General features: G+C 44.8%; 23 protein-coding genes. 20 read left to right on the forward strand and 3 right to left on the reverse strand.

All coding sequences use genetic code 11. The features are described from left to right. From B3D59_RS03610 to B3D59_RS03685, 16 genes are all read left to right on the forward strand, one after another. On the forward strand, positions 1-431 hold a 431-nt coding region (locus tag B3D59_RS03610), incomplete at its 5' end, for a TCP-1/cpn60 chaperonin family protein (protein ID WP_286817748.1). A gap of 283 nt (positions 432-714) precedes the next feature. After that, positions 715-1,419 (forward strand): protein TolQ, encoded by a 705-nt coding sequence (gene tolQ / locus B3D59_RS03615; RefSeq protein WP_286817750.1) that lies wholly within the window; start codon positions 715-717, stop codon positions 1,417-1,419. Continuing rightward, positions 1,420-1,839 carry a protein TolR gene (tolR, locus tag B3D59_RS03620; protein ID WP_277001656.1) on the forward strand — a complete coding sequence of 140 codons (420 nt, stop codon included), beginning with the start codon at positions 1,420-1,422 and terminating at the stop codon, positions 1,837-1,839. Between the two features lie 27 nt (positions 1,840-1,866). Beyond that, positions 1,867-3,072: a cell envelope integrity protein TolA gene (gene tolA, locus B3D59_RS03625; RefSeq protein WP_286817776.1), complete on the forward strand. Its 1,206-nt coding sequence runs from the start codon at positions 1,867-1,869 to the stop codon at positions 3,070-3,072. A gap of 27 nt (positions 3,073-3,099) precedes the next feature. Then, positions 3,100-4,452 carry a Tol-Pal system beta propeller repeat protein TolB gene (gene tolB / locus B3D59_RS03630; RefSeq protein ID WP_286817751.1) on the forward strand — a complete coding sequence of 451 codons (1,353 nt, stop codon included), beginning with the start codon at positions 3,100-3,102 and terminating at the stop codon, positions 4,450-4,452. Between the two features lie 52 nt (positions 4,453-4,504). Next, positions 4,505-5,077 (forward strand): peptidoglycan-associated lipoprotein Pal, encoded by a 573-nt coding sequence (gene pal, locus B3D59_RS03635; protein ID WP_286817753.1) that lies wholly within the window; start codon positions 4,505-4,507, stop codon positions 5,075-5,077. A gap of 126 nt (positions 5,078-5,203) precedes the next feature. Continuing rightward, complete coding sequence (gene ybgF, locus B3D59_RS03640; RefSeq protein WP_286817755.1) at positions 5,204-6,049, forward strand: tol-pal system protein YbgF; 846 nt, start codon at positions 5,204-5,206, stop codon at positions 6,047-6,049. Between the two features lie 31 nt (positions 6,050-6,080). Beyond that, positions 6,081-6,593: a crossover junction endodeoxyribonuclease RuvC gene (locus B3D59_RS03645; RefSeq protein WP_286817757.1), complete on the forward strand. Its 513-nt coding sequence runs from the start codon at positions 6,081-6,083 to the stop codon at positions 6,591-6,593. Continuing rightward, on the forward strand, positions 6,577-7,218 hold the full coding sequence (ruvA, locus tag B3D59_RS03650; RefSeq protein WP_286817759.1) for a Holliday junction branch migration protein RuvA: 642 nt from the start codon (positions 6,577-6,579) through the stop codon (positions 7,216-7,218). The genes B3D59_RS03645 and ruvA overlap by 17 nt, the downstream gene beginning before the upstream one ends. Further along, entirely contained in the window at positions 7,215-8,252 is a 1,038-nt protein-coding gene (gene ruvB, locus B3D59_RS03655) for a Holliday junction branch migration DNA helicase RuvB (RefSeq protein WP_286817761.1), read from the forward strand. Before ruvA ends, ruvB begins: the two co-directional genes overlap by 4 nt. A gap of 68 nt (positions 8,253-8,320) precedes the next feature. Beyond that, entirely contained in the window at positions 8,321-8,551 is a 231-nt protein-coding gene (locus B3D59_RS03660; protein ID WP_286817763.1) for a hypothetical protein, read from the forward strand. A gap of 38 nt (positions 8,552-8,589) precedes the next feature. Beyond that, positions 8,590-9,261, forward strand: coding sequence for a hypothetical protein (locus B3D59_RS03665; RefSeq protein WP_286817765.1), 672 nt, complete (start codon positions 8,590-8,592; stop codon positions 9,259-9,261). A 44-nt stretch (positions 9,262-9,305) separates the two neighbouring features. Beyond that, complete coding sequence (locus B3D59_RS03670) at positions 9,306-9,719, forward strand: bactofilin family protein (RefSeq protein WP_286817767.1); 414 nt, start codon at positions 9,306-9,308, stop codon at positions 9,717-9,719. Positions 9,720-9,794: 75 nt separating this feature from the next. Then, positions 9,795-10,229 carry a 50S ribosomal protein L13 gene (gene rplM / locus B3D59_RS03675; protein WP_277001673.1) on the forward strand — a complete coding sequence of 145 codons (435 nt, stop codon included), beginning with the start codon at positions 9,795-9,797 and terminating at the stop codon, positions 10,227-10,229. A gap of 23 nt (positions 10,230-10,252) precedes the next feature. Continuing rightward, positions 10,253-10,648 carry a 30S ribosomal protein S9 gene (rpsI, locus tag B3D59_RS03680; protein ID WP_004074109.1) on the forward strand — a complete coding sequence of 132 codons (396 nt, stop codon included), beginning with the start codon at positions 10,253-10,255 and terminating at the stop codon, positions 10,646-10,648. A gap of 81 nt (positions 10,649-10,729) precedes the next feature. Continuing rightward, positions 10,730-12,178, forward strand: a complete 1,449-nt coding sequence (locus tag B3D59_RS03685) for an exodeoxyribonuclease I (RefSeq protein WP_286817770.1) — start codon at positions 10,730-10,732, stop codon at positions 12,176-12,178. A gap of 219 nt (positions 12,179-12,397) precedes the next feature. On the opposite strand, the gene B3D59_RS03690 is transcribed toward B3D59_RS03685, so the two are convergent. Beyond that, complete coding sequence (locus B3D59_RS03690) at positions 12,398-12,667, reverse strand: HU family DNA-binding protein (protein WP_004074121.1); 270 nt, start codon at positions 12,665-12,667, stop codon at positions 12,398-12,400. A gap of 200 nt (positions 12,668-12,867) precedes the next feature. On the opposite strand from B3D59_RS03690, the gene B3D59_RS03695 reads away from it, so the two are divergent. Then, positions 12,868-13,341 carry a chemotaxis protein CheX gene (locus B3D59_RS03695; protein WP_286817771.1) on the forward strand — a complete coding sequence of 158 codons (474 nt, stop codon included), beginning with the start codon at positions 12,868-12,870 and terminating at the stop codon, positions 13,339-13,341. 63 nt (positions 13,342-13,404) lie between these two features. On the opposite strand, the gene B3D59_RS03700 is transcribed toward B3D59_RS03695, so the two are convergent. Further along, entirely contained in the window at positions 13,405-14,787 is a 1,383-nt protein-coding gene (locus B3D59_RS03700) for an MBL fold metallo-hydrolase (RefSeq protein ID WP_286817772.1), read from the reverse strand. A gap of 140 nt (positions 14,788-14,927) precedes the next feature. Continuing rightward, positions 14,928-15,575 carry a peroxiredoxin gene (locus tag B3D59_RS03705; RefSeq protein ID WP_286817773.1) on the reverse strand — a complete coding sequence of 216 codons (648 nt, stop codon included), beginning with the start codon at positions 15,573-15,575 and terminating at the stop codon, positions 14,928-14,930. Between the two features lie 647 nt (positions 15,576-16,222). On the opposite strand from B3D59_RS03705, the gene B3D59_RS03710 reads away from it, so the two are divergent. From B3D59_RS03710 to B3D59_RS03720, 3 genes are all read left to right on the forward strand, one after another. After that, positions 16,223-16,582, forward strand: coding sequence for a DsrE family protein (locus B3D59_RS03710; RefSeq protein ID WP_004074128.1), 360 nt, complete (start codon positions 16,223-16,225; stop codon positions 16,580-16,582). A gap of 490 nt (positions 16,583-17,072) precedes the next feature. Then, a complete protein-coding gene (locus B3D59_RS03715) occupies positions 17,073-18,212 on the forward strand; it encodes an IS630 family transposase (protein ID WP_286817774.1) in 1,140 nt (379 codons plus the stop codon). Between the two features lie 96 nt (positions 18,213-18,308). After that, entirely contained in the window at positions 18,309-18,857 is a 549-nt protein-coding gene (locus B3D59_RS03720) for a hypothetical protein (RefSeq protein WP_286817775.1), read from the forward strand. Positions 18,858-19,002: the final 145 nt, after the last annotated feature.

Consider the following 19,002-nt stretch of genomic DNA (forward strand, 5'->3'; position numbering starts at 1 on the left):
AAGAAGGTATTGTCCCCGGCGGCGGCGTGGCTCTGGTTAGATGTATTCCTGCCCTTGATTCCCTTGATGTGGAAGGCGAAGAGAAACTAGGTGTCCAGGTTATTGCAAGAGCCATTGAATGGCCTTTGCGCAAAATTGCTGACAACGCAGGTGTTGAGGGCTCTGTTGTCATCAACAAAGTTAAAGAAGGTAAAGGCGCATTTGGATACAACGCCAGAACCGACGTATACGAAGATCTTATTGAAGCCGGTGTTATTGATCCTAAAAAAGTGGTTCGTTTTGCCCTGCAGAACGCAGCCTCTGTGGCCTCTATCATGCTGACGACCGAAGCCATGATTGCCGAAAAACCTGAAGAAAATCCAGGCGGCGGCGGCGGAATGGGCGGCGGAATGGGCGGCGGAATGGGCGGCGGAATGGGCGGTATGATGTAGTCAATTATGAGACACCATGAGCGTATTTGTCCGGCCATGATGTGACCTGATGATATTAAGCCCCTTTGTTCAAGGCAAGGGGGCCTTTTTTTATTGACGTGAGGGCCGGTATTGGCATATGTAGTATCTGAAATTAAACCTCGTGTTTGGGCGAAACGTAGCCCAGATGCGAATTTTTTTGCAACGCCGCAAGTGGGTGACTTTTGGCCCAAACACGAGGTGGATTTATGTTTGTTTATCTGTTATGTTTGCCAAGGTGTTACCATAGTTTAAGGATGGATTTATGACCACTGAATCAGTCGGCTTGTTATATATGATTACCAATGCCGGGCCAGTTGTAAAGTTTATCATGTTGCTGCTGCTGTTTTTTTCTATTATCTCCTGGTCTATTATCTTCATAAAATTTCGGTATGTTAGAAAGTCATTCAAGGATTCTGCTGATTTTACCGAAGTGTTTTGGCAGTGTCGGACCCTGGCCGATGCTTTTTCCAAGGCCAAGATGCTTCGTTCCAGTCCCCTGGGCCGGATCTTTATTGCGGCTTATATGGAAGCTTCAAGAACCGAAAATAAGGAAAATCTTGCCTCAAAAAAAAATTCCGGGTCAACTTTTCAGACCATGGGAAGTGTCAAACGTACGCTTAACCGGGCCATTAATGTAGAAAACCGACGATTAACTCAGTTGATTTCCTTTCTGGCAACAGCCGGAAATACCGCACCTTTTATCGGCCTGTTTGGTACGGTGTGGGGTATCATGAGCACCTTCCAGGGGATCGGGCTTTCAGGTTCTGCCAGCCTTGCTGTTGTGGCTCCCGGTATTTCCGAGGCCCTAGTGGCCACTGCAGCCGGCCTTGCTGTGGCAATTCCAGCAGTTATTGCATATAACTATTTTAATGACCGCACACGGGTACTGAATTCAGAATTACAAAGTTTTTCTTCGGATCTTTTGAATATTATTGAACGGGATGTTCTTAAAAAGCTGGAGGCTTAAATGCAGGTTGGATCAGGAGACGACTCCTTAATGTCTGAAATCAACGTGACACCGTTTGTGGATGTCATGCTGGTTTTGCTGATAATTTTTATGGTTACGACGCCTATGATGGTTCAGGGCGTGAATGTTAATCTGCCCACGGCAACAGCCCAAGCTTTGCCCACGGATGAGCAGAATTTGATTATCTCCATTGATGCTGATATGAAAGTATATATAAACGAGCAGGAGATAAGCGTTGCATTTCTGACAGAAAAGCTTCAAGCGGTCATGGAGAATCTGGATAAGAAGACTGTTTACCTCAAGGCAGATAAAAAAGTGCCCTATGGTGTGGTAGTCAGCATCATGTCCCAGATTAAAAAAGCCGGTGTCCCGAGCCTCGGCATGATTACCCTGCCTGAGGATGAAAAACAAGCTGGTTGATGGCGTCTGATGAATATCCGGTTTCAAATGAAAAACAGGCGAAGATATATCAGTGAGCCCAACAGTAACGGCCCCGGAGATTTTTTTCTCGTTTGCCTCCTATCTCTGATTTGCCATGCAGTTTTTTTTATCAGTCTGTTTTTTCTAAATGATTTTCAGTTTTCTGCTCCCAAACCCAAAGTTATTACTGTGGATTTGGTTGCGTTTGCTCCCGGGGCTTCCCCTGCGGCCAAGCTCCACGGTTCAAAAAAATCATCTAAGCCTCTTGATGCGTCGGCTGGTGATAACGCAGATATGGTGAACCCTGATGCTGTTTCAGACGTTTCCCAGCCCGCTGAATCGGCTGAAGCAGAAGTCCCGACAATCAAACCTGACGGCGGCCTCCAATCAAAGCCCGATAATCTTAAAGATCTGATCGCGGCAAGAGAAGATGAATCGGCAAAAGAAGAACCGGTTGTCGAGAAAGAATCGCCAAAAGAAGAACCTGTTGTAGAGAAGGAATCGGCAAAAGAAGAACCTGTTGTAGAAAAAGAACCGCCAAAAGAAGAACCTGTTGTAGAGAAGGAATCGCCAAAAGAAGAACCTGTTGTCGAGAAAGAATCGCCAAAAGAAGAACTTGTTTTAAAGAAAAAAAAGCAAGCGGAAGAAGTTAAAAAAAAGAAGTTAGAACAAGATCTGGCAAAGGCCCAGAAAGAACAGGCTGAAAAACTTGAAAAACAGAATCAGACCCAGCTTAGAAATGCCTTGGATCGGATGAAGGCCTCGGTTGCCTCAAGGGGGAATGGTGCCCAGGGTACAAATTCCGGCGGCAATAGGGCCGCTGGCGCTTCAGGCATCGGAAGCGGTTCGGGCGTTGGTGCTTCAGGCGTCGGGAGCGGGTGGGGCGCTGGTCCTTCTGGTGTTGATCCTTCTGGCCTTGGGAGCGGCGGGGGTATTGGTGAGGCCGGTCCTTTAACGCTGTATCAGATGGTGATTAAGTCCGCCATTGAACAGAATTGGGTTTTCAATGACGCCATGGCCGGAATCAATAAGAATCTTGAAGTCAGAATTTTTATAAAAATATTAAAAAGTGGTGATATCAGGGATATTTCATTTGAAACCCGATCAGGAAACAATTATTTGGATGAATCCGCTAAAAAAGCGATACAACGGGCAAATCCCCTGCCGGAACTGCCCAAGGGAATGACCTCCTATGAACTGGTGTTAGGGTTCTCCCCTCAGGGGCTTAAATAATCCTAATAATATTAAACAGGTGATTTAATGAAACAAAACACATGCTTGCATATGCTGTACAAGTTAACCCGGATATGGGCAATTATCGTTCTCCTCTCTGTCCAAGCCTTTGCAAAAACTTATGATTATATCAGTATTTCAAAACCCTTTTTAAACAAAACGCCTATTGCCGTGACGTCGTTCAAGGCTTTCAGCGGCCATGAGGCCGAGGTGATTGGAGGTGTTAAGGGTGAACAGATCCTGAAAGCAGGGCTTGATTTTACAGGATATCTGAAAGTTATGGACCCGATGGCCTTTTTATCCAATCCTGCCAAATCAGGCATTCAGCTTGGTGAGATCAATTTCAAAGACTGGACAGGCATCGGTGCGGAACTTCTCGTAACAGCCGGCATAGAAGAAAGTAACGGCCAGATCAAATTGCAGCTTCGGCTCATGGATACCTTTAATACAAAGCTTCTGGTGGGAAAAGTATACACCGGACCCTCCACCCAGCTCCGGGCCATGATTCATAGGTTCTGCGCGGAAGTTGCCAAAGCACTGACTGGAAATTTCGGGGTTTTTGGATCAAAAATAGCCTTTGTTTCCACCGTCAATGGAAATAAAGAGATCTTTTCTTGTGATTTTGACGGATTTAATCCCCGACAGATGACCAATCATAAAACTATTTCATTGTCCCCGGCGTGGTCCTATAATGGGCAGTGGCTGGCTTACGTCTCCTACGCCAAGGGAAAACCTGATATTTTTATAAAAAACATTAACAACAACCTGGGGGCCGTTGTGAATTATGCAGGGATTAATATTTCTCCGGACTGGATGCCCGGGAAGCTTGCTCTTGCCGCAACGCTAAGTTTTTCAGGGAATCAGGAAATATATTTGTTGACCAGTAAAGGAGAAATTACTAAAAGAGTTACCAATAGTTGGGGGGCTAATGTGTCGCCTAAATTTTCTCCGGACGGCAGAAAGATCGCTTTTACCTCCTCCCGGTCCGGCAATCCACAGATTTATATTCAGGGGTTGGATTCGGGAGAGGCACAGCGCATCACATTTACCGGAAAATATAATGCCAGTCCGGCATGGTCTCCGGATGGAAAAAAGATTGCCTATGTGGGGATTCAAAAAGATAGAATTAATATTTTTGTGATATCTGTTGACTCACATATTGGTGATTCCGTGCAGTTGACCTCAGGGCAGGGTGATAACGAAGATCCCTGCTGGTCTCCGGACGGCAGCCTGATCGTCTTTAAATCCACCAGGAATGGTGGAAGGGCTCATTTGTTTGTTATGACCGCAGCCGGTACAGATCAGCGCCAACTCATTTCCATGTCCGGTATCCAGAGTGAACCAGATTGGTCAGGTGACACAGGTTTCTCATCTGAGTAGGAAGCATAAATAGAGTGGTAGTTAAAGGTAAATTAAAAAAAGGAGAAGTAAGATGAAAAGACAAGTGTTGATGAATGTTATGATGGCAGTACTGGTGGCAGGACTTTTAACCATGGTCTCTTGTTCAAAGCCAAAAGTGGCGAGTCCGGATAGTGGTGCATACCAGGGAGAAGCTGGCGAGACGGATGCGGAAAGAGCTGCCCGTCTTGAGGCTGAACGTCTTGAAGCTGAAAGGCTCAGAGCCCAGCAGCTTCAAGATCAGCAGCAGGGCCAGTTTGCCGATGCCAAATCCCGGTTTCTGAATCAGAACGTTTTGTTTGACTTTGACAGCTCTGCGCTTACCGGTGAAGCTAAGGATTTGCTGCGGGAAAAGGCGGATTGGCTCCAGGCCAATCCCTCTGATACTGTAATGATTGAAGGTCATTGTGACGACCGTGGGACCACGGTTTACAACTTGGCCTTGGGTGAAAGACGTGCCAACGCCGCCAGAACTTATCTTGTGGATTTAGGCGTTTCAGCCGATCGTCTGAGTACAGTGAGCTATGGAGAAGAAAAACCTCTGGATCCGGCATCCAACGAAGAGGCTTACCGCATTAACAGACGTGCACAGTTTGTGATCAAGTAAAGAGGTATAGGCAAGATAACCCATTTTGGTGGGATATCTTTCTTATAAGTGTTTGACGGGTACAGACAGGCGGGATTGCCTGTCTGTACCCATACCTTATTTAACTATTTTCGGATTTCGTATCAAATGAACCCTTTGCGTTTTTATCCCTGCCTTGCAGCCATGGTATTCATAGCGGGTTGCGTGACACCCAATCAGTATGCGGTTCTGGAGACCCGGGTGGCGGTTATAGAGCAGAATAACAGCCGCCGGAATACGCTTGATGAGACCAATACCGATGACCTTGGGCACCTTAAACAGCTGGTGGATGAGTTTTCCAAAACCGCTCGTGAGAATTATGCTGAGATGAAGTATGATGTTCAGCAGCTTAAGGACGACTTTCACAAAAATCTGGGCCAGCTTGAAGAGGTGCGTTACAAGTCCGGTATAAATGGACAGGAACGTCAAGAAAGTCTGGAAAAAATGCTGGAGCGTTTGGACAATGCCATTTCCAGGAATTATGAAAAGATAGTTGCCCTGGAAAAACATATGGGGTTTGAGCCTAGTGTGTCAGGATCGCCTGGGCAGAACAATGATTCTGTGGCCGGTGAGATACCGGATACCGAGGACGGTTTGTACAGCTATGCGAAAAAGCTGTTTGACCAGGGAGACCTGGAAAACGCAAGGCTCCAGTTTGAGAATTTCATCAGCAAATACCCGGATTCTAAAAATGCAGACAATGCGAGATTTTGGATTGCCGATTCTTATTATGCTGAAAAATGGTATGAAAAGGCCATTCTGGAATATCAGAAAGTACTTGAGAATTATCCAAATTCCAATAAAAATGCGGCTGCGCGGCTTAAGCAGGGATATGCATTTATAGCCCTTGGTGAAAAGGCCAATGCTAGACTGATTCTCAAAGAGTTGATCACACGGTATCCCAATTCCCAGGAAGCCAAGTATGCCAGTGAAAAGCTTAAAAAGATCAACTGATTGCGTTATCCCCTGGTTATGAAAATAGGATATGAAAATCATAGGCATTGACCCCGGTCTTGCCGGAACCGGCATTGGAGTCATTGAAGGGCAGGGGCGTCATATTGCCGGATATTCTTTTGGCAGCATTTCCACAGATGCCGGTGAATCCACGCCGGTCAGACTTGAGCAAATTTATCGGAACACGAAATCCTTGCTACTTGAACAGCAGCCGGATTTTGTCGTGATTGAAGACAGTTACTCCCTTGAGAAATACCCGGGGGCGGGTATTATGCTGGGTAAAGTCTCAGGGGTGTTGATTCTAGCGGCTTTCAAGGCGGGAGTCCAAATTCGTGAGGTGGCTGTCAGGGAAGTTAAAAAGGTGATTTCAGGGAATGGTAGTGCGAATAAGTATCAAGTGGAACGTGCCGTGCGCCACTTATTAAATCATCATGAACCCATTCGTCCTTTTCACGCTTCAGATGCCCTTGGAATGGCATTAACCGGGCTTTTCCGGTATGGGGGGATTGGGGTGCAAGGATTTAAATATGATCGCTTATCTTGAGGGTAAGATTCTTCGCAAGGAGGCGGACGGCATCATTCTGCTGGTTGGACATATCGGTTATGAGGTCCTTTTGGACACTATTACCCTCTCTATATGCATGGAAAAATCCCAAGCCGATGAAACAATAGCGCTGTATATTTATTACCATGTCACAGAGCGGCAACCTAAACCCGTGCTCATCGGGTTTCTGACTCCGGATGACAAAGAGTTTTTTCAGTTGTTCATCACCGTGGCCGCCATTGGTCCCATGAAGGCAATAAAGGCGTTGACAAAACCGGTATCCAAGGTTGCCAGAGCTATTGAAGACCGAGATACTGCCTTTTTGTCACAATTGACAGGGATCGGAAAAAGAACAGCGGAAAAAATTGTCGCCACCCTTAACGGAAAGGTTCTGGGGTTTGCCACGCCCCAAAACCCTGGGTCTGACCTTGGGTCAACAGAACCGCAGGATTTTGTTCCTGAAGGAAAGCAGATGATGGTCAGACAGGTGCTTGAGGTTCTCACTGAACAGCTTGGACACTCTGCCTCTTCGGCAAGAAGAATGATAAAGCAAGCCCTTGAAAAAAATCCAGGTATCAATTCCCCTGAAGACCTGTTCGACGAAATTTATCAGGAGACCAGATGACGGTTGACGGGAATATTTTAAGCTATAGTTCAGATAAAAAGGGCGTGGTTTCGGAAAAGCTGAAAATTGAAGATCATTCCCAGGAGATCGTATCCCTTCGTCCCGGCTGCTTTGATGATTATGTGGGACAGACCGCAGCCGTGGAAACACTCAAGATTGCCATTCAGGCAGCAAAAATGCGCAGGGAGCCTTTGGATCACATCCTGTTTCACGGCCCTCCCGGGCTCGGAAAAACAACAGTATCCCACATTATTGCACATGAAATGGGAAAAGATCTGACCGTGACCTCCGGTCCAACCCTGGAAAAAGGCGGGGACCTTGTGGGGATTCTGACCAATTTGGGGGAGGGTGACATCCTTTTTGTGGACGAAATTCACAGGATCCCCAAGGTGGTGGAAGAGTTCCTTTATCCTGCCATGGAAGATTTTGCCGTGGATTTTGTCTTTGACAAAGGAATTCATGCCAGGAGCCACAGGTACCGGCTTAAACAGTTTGTACTCATCGGGGCCACCACGCGGGTGGGGCTCTTGTCTGCACCGCTACGGGATCGTTTTGGCATATTTCGTACCCTTGATTTTTATTCTGTTGAAGAGTTAACGGTGATTATTCAGCGGTCAGCCCTGCTTTTAAAAACCCGTATAACAGATGACGGTGCTTGGGAGCTTGCGAAAAGATCTCGAGGAACGCCTAGAATTGCCAACAGGCTTCTTAAGCGGGTCCGGGATTATGCCATGGTCAGGCACCAGGGGCTTATGACAGCTAAGGGCGTCCAGGAGGCCCTATATCTGGAAGGCATTGATGATCTTGGGTTGACACCTTTGGACCGCAATTATCTTGAAACGATTATCCGCTTTTACAACGGCGGCCCTGTTGGGATCGAAGCCATTTCAGCGACGCTGCAGGAAGAGACTGACACCTTGGTGGATGTGGTGGAGCCCTATTTATTGAAAATCGGTCTTACGCTGCGCACTTCCAGTGGGAGAAAAGCATCCGAAAATGCATACCGGCATTTGAATTTGGAAAAAAGAGAGTAAATAATCAGCACAATCAAATTATCACCCCAGGGAAGAAAAGCGCTCAAGCTTGTCAGACAGGATGGAGAATGGAAGATCTTTCGAGAGAACTGGAAATGGAAATAGCCAGAATAAAGCCCAGGCCGCATAAAACGCGCAAGGAAAATAATATTCTGATCATTAATGATTTCGGTGAAATAAGATCCGGAGCTTTTCTGAAAGTTCTTGTTTATTTTCTTGGGGTAATCAGTCTGGCAGGGGGGGTACTGTTACTTTTTATCGGCTTTATTCCAAAGCGAATCATCAAACTGTTCAATTAAAGAGTTCCCAGGGCGTTTTTCAAAAAAAAGTAGACCGTTTGACCAGTGACAAAGAGCTTCTCATGGCCCGGTTGGTGGTGACAGGCAACACAGGTGAACTTGAGGCGTTGACCCTTGCCGGAAAGATTGGTCAGGATCCTCCCAAACAAGAAGAGCGTTCAGGCATGAAGGGGAAAAAAGATGCCATCGAATTTTTGTCCACAGATGCAACGCCTGATTTGGACATCGATAAAGATGAGCGTGTTGAGCTGGATGACAAAAATTCGGCACCAAGTCGATCCCAATCCGTTGACAACGCTGATCCGTCGGTAGAGCAATTGCCTGACGCGTTGCCCAACGTAAGTTTTGGATCATTTTCCCTTTCATCGGGTAGAAATGCCCAGGATGTCGTTGTTCGGTTTGTTATCAGAAAGACTACAAAGGAATCCAAGGAACTATCCGGTCGGATTTTCTGTGTACTCAAACCCGAAGGTGCCACACCTGACAAGTGGGTGGTGATACCGAAGGCTTCAATTATGAAAGGCGGTGTTCCCGGACCCTATAATAAAGGTCATTCTTTTTCCATTTCCAATTTTAAAGCCATTCAGCTGACCATCAACACCCCGACGCCGCTGAAGGATTTTGTCACCGCTTCCGTATTTATATTTGACGAAAAGGAAAAACTGTTATCTAAAACTACCTTTGATACGAGAAAAAACAAACAGGATTGATACGGATTTTCAAACGTTAAGTGCTTTGTAAGGAGGTAGCCGTTGTGAGAAAAAATACAAAAAAATTAAGCATTATTGATAAGGAACTCAAGATTGACGGCTCCATAGAAAGTTGTGGGAAACTGATCATCAAAGGACAGGTAAAGGGCACAATTAATGGGGATGTTGTAATTATTGCCCAGGATGGTGAGGTTAACTCAAATTTGACAAAGGTATCCAGTCTGACCCTTGGCGGCAGCTTTAAAGGAGAGTTGATTGCCTCTAATGAATTGATCATTCTGGCAACCGGTTCCTGCGCAGGAAAAGTTGTATGCCAGGACTTGATTGTCGAAAACGGTGGGGTGCTTAATGCGGACATATCGTGTACGACATCCAGTAAAATGGAACCTGTCAAGAAGGAAAAATCTTTTTTTTCAAGGGGATCAAATCAGAAAGAAGAAAAACAGATAGAATTATAAAAATGCTTGACTTTAAAAACGAAATTATGTAGTTATACCCGATTGCGTTTATTTAGAGGAGCATGGAGAACAACATTGGAAAAATATACATACAGTGCGAAAAGATCTGACAATAAAGAGACCTGGTGCGTCGTTGATGCAAAAGACCAAGTGCTTGGGCGGCTTGCTTCCCAGATAGCGTATAGAATCCGGGGTAAACATAACCCACTTTACACCCCTCATGTTGACACAGGTGACTGGGTGATTGTTGTCAATGCGGACAAGGTTCGTCTGACCGGAAATAAAATGGGACAGAAAACCTATTACCGTCATTCCGGTTATATCGGAGGAATCAAAGCCCAGACGGCCAAAGAGATGCTTGGGAAAAAACCTGAAGATGTTTTAATAAAGGCTGTTCGTGGGATGCTTCCGAAAAACAGGCTGGGCCGTAAACTTGGCAAAAAATTATTTGTTTATGCAGGCGATCAGCATCCCCATGCTGCCCAGAAGCCTCAGGTTGTCGAATTCTAATACATAAGGACGTGATACGATCAATGGAAAGTTCAAACCAATTTTACGCAACAGGTAAGCGGAAAAATTCTGTGGCCAAAGTGTGGCTTCTGCCTGGTACAGGGAAGATTATTGTTAATGACCGAGATTTGGATGATTATTTTGATATCCCGGTAAACAGGAATGTGTTGACTTCTCCCCTGATTCTGACTGATAAAAGTGATGCCTTTGATGTTAAAATCACAGTGATGGGCGGTGGTCATACCGGTCAGGCAGGTGCCATTCGTCAAGGCGTTTCCAAGGCGCTTGTTTTATCTGATCCGGATCTGCGTGGTGTTCTTAAGTCTGCCGGTTTTCTTACTAGAGACGCCAGACAAAAAGAACGTAAAAAATATGGTAAAAAGGGAGCAAGAGCCAGCTTCCAGTTCTCAAAGAGATAAATATACCAGCGTTTTTACGTATTCAAAATATCAAAGGGGAAGCAAGTTTGTGTTTGCTTTCCCTTTTTAAATTTTAACATAATGCAGACGCTTCTATTCTATGATATCGAAACATCCGGGCTGAATCCGGCCTTTGACCAGGTGCTGACCTTTGCGTGTATTCGCACGGATATGTCTTTAAATGAGATCGGCAGGGAGGATATTGTCATTCGCCTCCGCGATGATATTGTGCCCTCTCCAGGAGCGTTTCTTACGCATAGACTTGATGCTGAAATACTTGAGGTCGGTATCAGCGAGTACCATGCCGCATTAAAAATTCATTCTCTTTTGAACACGCCGCAGACCATCAGCATAGGATATAATTCCCTTGGATTTGATGACGAATTCTTACGTTTTCTTTTTTATCGTAATCTATTGAATCCGTATTCGCATCAGTTTGCCAACGGGTGTAGCCGGATGGATATGCTGCCGGTCACATTGATATACTATCTTTTCTGCACCCATGCACTTTCCTGGCCTGTGCTCGAAAAAGGGCAGCCAACAATGAAGCTTGAGCATTTGACCCGGCAAAATAAATTTACGACTTCGGGCAGGGCTCATCAAGCCATGAACGATGTTGAGTCTGTTGTCGGTCTTGCAAAGGCGTTTTCAAAGTATGGAGAAATCTGGTCATATGTCCAGGGCTTCTTTGACAAAAGGGCTGATCTTGAACGAATGGACAATCTTCAAAGTTCAAAATTGTCTAAGGCGTACGGAATGGACTTAGCCCTTATGATATCCGTCTCATTTGGTGCAGAGTGCAACTATATGGCCCCTGTGGTTGGTGTCGGTGGGTCTGTACCCTATAAGAATCAAAGTCTGTGGATTCGTTTGGATAAGGAAGGAATGTTTGACCAGGTAGATGAGGCGCTTGGGGTATATGATCTTATTGCAATACGAAAAAAACCGGGCGATCAGTTGTTTATTTTGCCTGTTCTGGATCGTTTTTGGGAGAAACTTTCACCCAAATCGCATACAGCGTGCATGCGGAATCTGGATTTTATCAAAGAGAACATGTCCGGTTTTAATAAAACTGTCAGTTTTCACCGAAATTTTAAATATCCCCAGGTGCCTGATATAGATCTTGATGCAGATTTGTATCAGGGTGGTTTTTTTTCATTTCAGGATAAAAAAGAGATTGCAATTTTTCATAAAACAGAAGAAAAAAAAAGGTATCAAGCGACCCAAAGTTTTCAAAGCAATAGGGTGAGGATGCTGGCCCAAAGAATTCTTGTGCGAAATTTCAATGAAAAGCCGGGATGTGCGCCTGAGTTTAAAGCGCATTTAGAATGCCTTTCTGGAATTGATCCTGGGAAAGTTATAAAAGGATACAAGGCGGATGTCAAGCTGACCTGCGCTAAGGCGCTTGAGGAGCTTGAAAAGATTGAAACAGAAACAATGCAGACTTTTGATTCCAGCCATAAAGATCTTGTAAAATGGCTTAAATCCCATATTCAGAGTCAATCAGCCTTTTTTGCTGACGCCTTTTAATTCCTCCATCTGGGCGGCGTGGATAAACTGGTTTAATACCGTTTCATTTTCCTTTATTTTAAAATCCCCCTGTGTTCGGTATTCATGTTAAATACTATATTTATTCCCACCGAAGGAAAGAATCTTTTTTTGACGTTAAAATCAATGGGATATAATGCAATCAGGCAGTTTTGGCGGAAGCGTCAATTCTGCCTGATTGATATGCATGCGTATGAGAAATTATTTTACAGCGTCTTTAAGTGCTTTGCCGGGTACAAATTTGGGCACATTTCTAGCCGGAATATTGATTTCTTTACCGGTCTGGGGGTTTCTGCCTTTTCTTTCTTTTCTTTCAGCGGTTTTAAATGTACCAAAACCTACCAGAGTAACAGAGTCGTTAGCAGCCAGTGCCTCTGTAATGGTCTCAATCATGCAGTCTACGGCTGCTTGAGCATCTTTTTTACTGCTGAGAACTTCTGAAACCTTATTAATTAAATCGCCTTTGTTCATCGTGCTCACTCCTTTTTTTGGGGGGTTTGTTAGGAAATATTTAAGTTAAACGTATAATTTAGTGATAATATTTTTCATCCGGCTTTTTTGGGTACGTTACGTCGTTGAGCCCATCGTGTCAAGTCTTTATTACGTTTTTTCAAAAATTCGTTGCCAGTTTTCTTCCGACAGCATAGAATGTTTATAAACAGGAGGGAAAAATGGATGTATCGCTTGTCAATCCTTTCATTGAAGGGACTTTGCACATTCTTGACACCACTGCCCTAGTAAAAGTAAAACCCGGGTCGCCTTTTTTAAAAGTAAACACCGTTCATCATGGTGATATATCTGGGCTTTTGACCGTCGATGGGGATCTGGAAGCAACGGTTGCGATTTCTTTTACTGAAAAAAGTATATTAGGCATTGTGTCTGCCATGTTTGGCGAGGAAATGACTGAAATTAATGAAGAAATTTTAGATGCAGTGGGGGAGATCAGCAACATGGTTGCCGGACATGTGACAACAAAAATTGGGGAAATGGGGAAAAAAGTAAAAGTTAAATTCGTAAAAGTTGTGACCGGTCGAAATGAAGAAATTTTACATACCGAACGCGGCAGCCATGTTGTCGGTATCCCCTTTCGTACAACCAAGGGCAAAGTGTTGCTTGAAGTGTGTTATGCGGACCAACGCTCATGATCAAAATCCTGTGCATTTATAGAGGTTGGATTTTGATCATGAATTCGAAAAACTTTTAAAGTATCACACCAGGGGGAGATTCGCGTTGTGCCAGGCAAATACGCCTCCTGCCAGTGATTTTATATTGGTAAATCCCTGGTCTTTAAGAAAACCGGCTGCGATATTGGACCGGTATCCGCTGCCGCATTGCAGCACAATCTCTTGGTCTTTTTCTGCTTTGGGGATTTTCTGATCTAAGATATCGGTTAAAGGGAAGTGCACAGCGTTTTCAATGCGGCCTGCATTCCATTCTGCCATGGTCCGGACGTCCAGGATTAACGGGCCGTCCGGACCATTTTTTTTGTGAAGCTGCAAGGGGGAAATTTGGGCCAGCTGATCCACGGGCCTGCCGCTCATCAGCCATTCATTTATGCCGCCTGAAAGATATCCTAGAACTGCATCATAGCCAATACGGTGAAGTTCGGTGAGCATCCGGTCGTAGGCATCCCGATTTTCGACCACCAACAGCAATTCCGTGCCGGGGTCAATCACCATACCCACCCAGTTGGCCAATTGCTTTTCAAACCCGATGTTGATGCTGCCGGGAATGTGGAATCCGCCATATGCTGCACTGTCCCTGGTGTCCATGACCAGCGTTGTTTCCTCTTCCATCAATTCCTGGAACTGGTCGGGTGTCAGGCGTTTGTCCAGGGTGCAGGCATCCAGTAGGTCAGCGCCTTTTTTGTTGGTGGCAATGATATATGAAAAGCTTTTTGGCCGGGCCGGGAAGGCAGACATGATGTTTGCCTTAAATGCCTCAAAAGAGTCAAACTGCAGCATGGGGTTCGCGCTGCGTTCATATCCCAGTGTGGAACTTTTTTTGGAGCTCATGCCTCTGCCGCACAGTGAGCCTTCTCCATGGGCGGGATATACTTCCAGGTAATCGGGATAAGGCGCAAGGGTTTTGTATAGGCTGTTGTAAAGGTTTTGAATCTGTTCGTCCAAAATTTCGGACCCGGGAAGGTCGGGTCGTCCAACATCCCCCACAAACAGCAGGTCTCCAGTCAGAATCATTTCCGGCTTATCAGAACGTCCGGTATCCGTGACGACCAGGGAGATGGAGTTGGGTGTATGCCCAGGGGTGTGCAGCACTTCCACCTTTGCAGCCCCAAGGGTGAAAATATCGCCCTGTTCAATGCTCTTGTGGGCATAACTGATCTCCACACTGTCATTGATGTAGATATCTGCACCCGTAGCTGCGCTTAATTCCTGGTCGCCTGAAATATGGTCTGCATGAAGGTGTGTATTAACAATATGGGTTATTCTCATGCCTTCTTCGTAAGCAATATCAAGATAGTCCTGAATGTCCCTTTTGGGATCCACGACCATGATCTGTTGGGCTGCGGGGCAGCCAATGCAATAAGACTGACACCCAAGGCCTTTTACTGAAATTTGGTTAAAATACATGGCACAGACCTCCTTTCAACGTCAATGGCGTTGTAAGTTGATATCATTTTAATTTGTTGATAATGATGCATTAATGTCGCAAGACGGCCCGAAAAAAGATATCAATTTCCGGGCCTGGTGTTAATTTCAATTTGGTTTGGTTACAGTGTTTTGTGGCAGAACCACCAGTCATATCCCTCATATTGACTCAACCGTTGGGCGGCTTCTTTTTGTGACTTGGGCGGCGGAATGATCACCCGTTCCTTTATCAGTTCATTCTCGGGCCAGTTGGCAGGTATGGCCACCCCATTTTGATCTGATGTGATCAATGCCTTTGTGGCCCTTACAATCTCATCCATATTCCGCCCTATTTCCTGGGGATAATACAGGATCAGGCGTATCTTGCTTTCTGGATCAACCACAAACACTGCCCTCACCGTGTTGGAGCCCTTGCCCGGATGCAGCATGCCCAACTTGTTTGCCACTGAGTCGTTGGCGGCAACAACGGGGAAGGTAATTTCTATATCAAGTTTTTCTTTGATCCATTCAATCCATTTAATGTGGCTGAACACCTGGTCCACTGACATGCCGATCAGCTGTACCCCCATCTTTTCAAACTGGGCAACGCGGTTCTGAAAACCTGCGAATTCCGTTGTACACACCGGAGTGAAGTCAGCCGGATGGCTGAAAAGAACAAACCATTTCCCTTTCATGTCTTTGGGCAGGCTCATGGGGCCGTGGGTGGTGTCCACATCCATTTCAGGAAAATCGTCTCCAAGAAGGTGCATGTTTATTTTTTGCTGTTCCATGTTTTTTTTCCTTTTTCTAAGATTAAGCTCAGATCAAATCCTTATTTAAAGAGTCTAAAAATCTTTAGGTGAACGCTTTTAGTTTTTCTTTGATCTTTATTCATAAGCATATGCCGTGCCAAAAAAATGAAACCGCTTTGGTTTAAAATTTATACGGGAAGGTTTGATAAACATTAAGTTGCGGATAGAAAACTTGTGTAAAAAAACATTCAGGCGACCTTTCTTGTGGGAGAAAACCGGCAATTTTATTATTTTAGAGGTTTTTAAATATATGGTGTTGCAGAAAAAATGTATCTATACAAAAATGATTCGAGACACCTTACAAAACACTTGTGTGCCAAATTCTGTTTTGTCATGGTCATTAAGCGGAAATAAGCGGAAAAAATTAAGGTGCTCAACAGGCTTATGTTCCGTAGTTTAACTTTTTGGGTCAGGTTGTGGGTTGGTTTAGGCGAGGTTTTTGCATTAGCGGTTAATGTGCATTCAAACTTTAGATTCTTTTCAATTTGGATATTTTTATATTAAAGTTAAAATTAAGTTTTTGAATTACTTTCATGGTTTGTTGTGGGTTGAGTATGGGTGTTGATAGAATATATCAGCCCATCGCTCTTAGTATAATTTTAAAAAATTTAAAAGAGGAGGAAGTTATGACAGACAACGTGGTAATTGCATTATCCTGCGGCACCAATGACACCAACCGGGCCACCCGGGCTATTCATCTTGCAACCATAGCGCATAAAGAAGGAAAAAATACCAGCCTTTTCCTGCTGGACGAAGGGGTGTATCTGGCCAAAGAAGGCATCATTACCCACGTCCGGGCTGCCACCGGTGATGTGGCAGATGATCTTCTGGCATATCTTCAGGCCCATGGTGTGCCGATTTTGGTCTGTACGCCCTGTGCCAGTGCCCGGCAGATTAAAGAAGATGATCTTATTGAGGGTGCTCGCATGGCCTCGGCTGCCGAATTTATCAACATGTCCTGTGATGCTACAGTCATCAGCCTCTAAAGGGTGTTTTTTTTGGTATCTGAAAATAAAAAAATGAGTTTGGAAGGTTCGTTAGATGTGGCGCACCTCCACAACGGTGCGCAGATGCAAGCGCAGAAAGATTTGCAATCGGAGCATACTAACTACGGCTCTCCGAGCTTTCCCGTGGTAGATAAATCTCTATATTTGTGCTATAGGCTCGACGCAATATTTTTAGTGGTTGAAATTACAGGGTAATATCCATACACCTCGATAGAAGCGAAGAACGCAACAGCGTCGCAAACAAGCAATTTTATTAAAAACCACGGAAAATATCGGAGAGCCCTAACTACAGGGTGTGAGGATTGTAAATTTTTCTGCAAAGCGGCAGATGGTTGGTTTAGAGGTTGTTTGTTACTTAGTGCAGAACGCTGTAAATACGACAATAGTATAGTCTTTTAAAAAACCGTTTAATGCATATTTTCTCCTTATATACACCGATTTTTCAGCAACAACAATTTGGAGAAAAATCATGGCAGGACCAAAACCCCGATATGCTGTTAAACTGACCGAACAGCAATACAAAGAATTGAAACATTTGAGTCAGAGTCATATGGCCCCCTGGGTAGAAGTTCAGCGCGCCCGAATTCTTCTGCTGGCATATGAATGCCCGGATTACAGCAACTATCACATTGCCGAAAAAGTCGGCTGTGGGGTGGATATGGTCAAAAAATGGCGGAAACGATGGCAAAAGGATCCTTCAGTTAAAAGTTTACCGCGCGCGGGTGCCCCCAGAAAATTTTCTGCCCTCCAGCGTTCACAGATCACTGCATTGGCCTGTTCAAACCCCAGTGACAATGGAAAGCCATGGAAACGATGGTCCGGTGAGAAACTTGTTCAAACCGCCGTTGAAAAAAAAATTGTAAAATCGATATCTGCCGGTACCGTTCGTCGGTGGCTGGATCAGGATAAGATCAAGCCTTGGCAATATCATTCCTGGCAAAAATCAATGGATCCTTGTTTTGTTGAAAAAGCCGGTCCAGTTCTGGATTTGTATGAAACAGCGCAGGAGTTATCTCAACAGGGCCATGCCGTTGTCTGTGTAGATGAAAAGACTTCGATTCAGGCGAGAAAGCCACTGAGTGAAACACGTCCTGCAATCCCGGAGTACCCAGTGAAAATCTCCGACCGTTATGAAAGAAAAGGCGTATTGCAGTTATTCTGCGCCTTGATGGTCGCTACAGGTACCACTTTTGCGCGTTGCTTTGACAAGAAATGTTTTGCCGATTTCCAGGACTTTCTTTCAAGTCTGTTCAAGGATCGAGTTTGCAAAGGGTTAAAATTTATTCATCTGATCCTGGATAATGGCAGCACTCATGCGCCAAAACAGTTGAGAAAGTGGATCAATTCACTCCATTTATCCTTTACGGTAAAAATTCATTGGCTGCCAACCCATGCCAGTTGGCTCGATCAGGTAGAGATTATCTTCAGTAAGCTTCAGCGGGATGTACTGACCCCATGCTATTTTAACGATAAGGAGGATTTGGAATCACAGCTTATGGAGTATTTTGAATATCTTAACCAGAATCCCAAACCGATTCAGTGGTCTTACACAAAAGTTAAAATGTTGGAAAAATTTGACCTTCAAAATCAATATAAACTAGCGGCATAATTACAGCGCTGGGTACTAAGTAAACCAGACCAACCAGAACCCGATTACCTGCTGATCTACAACAGGATTATCCTTAAGAAGCTTACAGAGGCAATCATGCTTGATTATGTTGCTCCAGAAGTCAGAAAACAGTTGATCTATTACTACGTGAAAGAAATCCCGCTGAGATACAATGAATCAGGCCCTATCATGGACAGGAAGACTTTGGACGACCTTTACACCACCATCGAATATACCGATCATCTTATCGGCCAGATTACCCCCAGGGAGTTGACTCAGATTTATCCGATTGCGAAGTCTTATGACGGCGACAAATACGGGACTGTCGATTATTTTTCCACCATGGAGAAGTTGGAAGAGTTTGGCATGGATGAGCTGATAACCAAGGACAGGGTCATGGACGTGTTGTTCAATTATGATAACACTCATATCCGTAAATATGGATGTACAAAACTTTGTGTCATTTCCGATTTACGAAGATGTGAAGGACACCCTGGGCTGGCAGAGGAATATTTAAGCCCGCTCGGGGTCGGAATGTACAAAATGATAACCGATGAATATGGCAAACAGTTCCTCTATGATCCAGACAAACAGACCACTTATCCCGTTACAAAGCCAAGGCCGAGGTATTTGAGGGTGATTTAGAGACACAGATTCTGCCCCGGGACTTCCTGGGGCAGGATTCACCTGACTGATGCAGGGGTAATGAAAGCAATGCCTTTTCCCGCCATGGACGATGAAATTGATTTGGACGATGATTTTTACAAAAACTCAGTGATGTCCGGTTAGG

Origin of the sequence: Desulfobacter sp. UBA2225 (assembly GCF_002348205.1) — a bacterium.
GTDB classification, from domain to species: domain Bacteria; phylum Desulfobacterota; class Desulfobacteria; order Desulfobacterales; family Desulfobacteraceae; genus Desulfobacter; species Desulfobacter postgatei.

Excerpts from the sequence above, each read along its gene's own strand:
- tolQ (WP_286817750.1), top strand. The coding sequence starts at position 715 with ATGACCACTGAATCAGTCGGCTTGTTATATATGATTACCAATGCCGGG.
- tolR (WP_277001656.1), top strand. The coding sequence starts at position 1,420 with ATGCAGGTTGGATCAGGAGACGACTCCTTAATGTCTGAAATCAACGTG.
- tolA (WP_286817776.1), top strand. The coding sequence starts at position 1,867 with ATGAAAAACAGGCGAAGATATATCAGTGAGCCCAACAGTAACGGCCCC.
- tolB (WP_286817751.1), top strand. The coding sequence starts at position 3,100 with ATGAAACAAAACACATGCTTGCATATGCTGTACAAGTTAACCCGGATA.
- pal (WP_286817753.1), top strand. The coding sequence starts at position 4,505 with ATGAAAAGACAAGTGTTGATGAATGTTATGATGGCAGTACTGGTGGCA.
- ybgF (WP_286817755.1), top strand. The coding sequence starts at position 5,204 with ATGAACCCTTTGCGTTTTTATCCCTGCCTTGCAGCCATGGTATTCATA.
- B3D59_RS03645 (WP_286817757.1), top strand. The coding sequence starts at position 6,081 with ATGAAAATCATAGGCATTGACCCCGGTCTTGCCGGAACCGGCATTGGA.
- ruvA (WP_286817759.1), top strand. The coding sequence starts at position 6,577 with ATGATCGCTTATCTTGAGGGTAAGATTCTTCGCAAGGAGGCGGACGGC.
- ruvB (WP_286817761.1), top strand. The coding sequence starts at position 7,215 with ATGACGGTTGACGGGAATATTTTAAGCTATAGTTCAGATAAAAAGGGC.
- B3D59_RS03660 (WP_286817763.1), top strand. The coding sequence starts at position 8,321 with ATGGAAGATCTTTCGAGAGAACTGGAAATGGAAATAGCCAGAATAAAG.
- rpsI (WP_004074109.1), top strand. The coding sequence starts at position 10,253 with ATGGAAAGTTCAAACCAATTTTACGCAACAGGTAAGCGGAAAAATTCT.
- B3D59_RS03685 (WP_286817770.1), top strand. The coding sequence starts at position 10,730 with ATGCAGACGCTTCTATTCTATGATATCGAAACATCCGGGCTGAATCCG.
- B3D59_RS03690 (WP_004074121.1), bottom strand. The coding sequence starts at position 12,667 with ATGAACAAAGGCGATTTAATTAATAAGGTTTCAGAAGTTCTCAGCAGT.
- B3D59_RS03695 (WP_286817771.1), top strand. The coding sequence starts at position 12,868 with ATGGATGTATCGCTTGTCAATCCTTTCATTGAAGGGACTTTGCACATT.
- B3D59_RS03700 (WP_286817772.1), bottom strand. The coding sequence starts at position 14,787 with ATGTATTTTAACCAAATTTCAGTAAAAGGCCTTGGGTGTCAGTCTTAT.
- B3D59_RS03705 (WP_286817773.1), bottom strand. The coding sequence starts at position 15,575 with ATGGAACAGCAAAAAATAAACATGCACCTTCTTGGAGACGATTTTCCT.
- B3D59_RS03710 (WP_004074128.1), top strand. The coding sequence starts at position 16,223 with ATGACAGACAACGTGGTAATTGCATTATCCTGCGGCACCAATGACACC.
- B3D59_RS03715 (WP_286817774.1), top strand. The coding sequence starts at position 17,073 with ATGGCAGGACCAAAACCCCGATATGCTGTTAAACTGACCGAACAGCAA.
- B3D59_RS03720 (WP_286817775.1), top strand. The coding sequence starts at position 18,309 with ATGCTTGATTATGTTGCTCCAGAAGTCAGAAAACAGTTGATCTATTAC.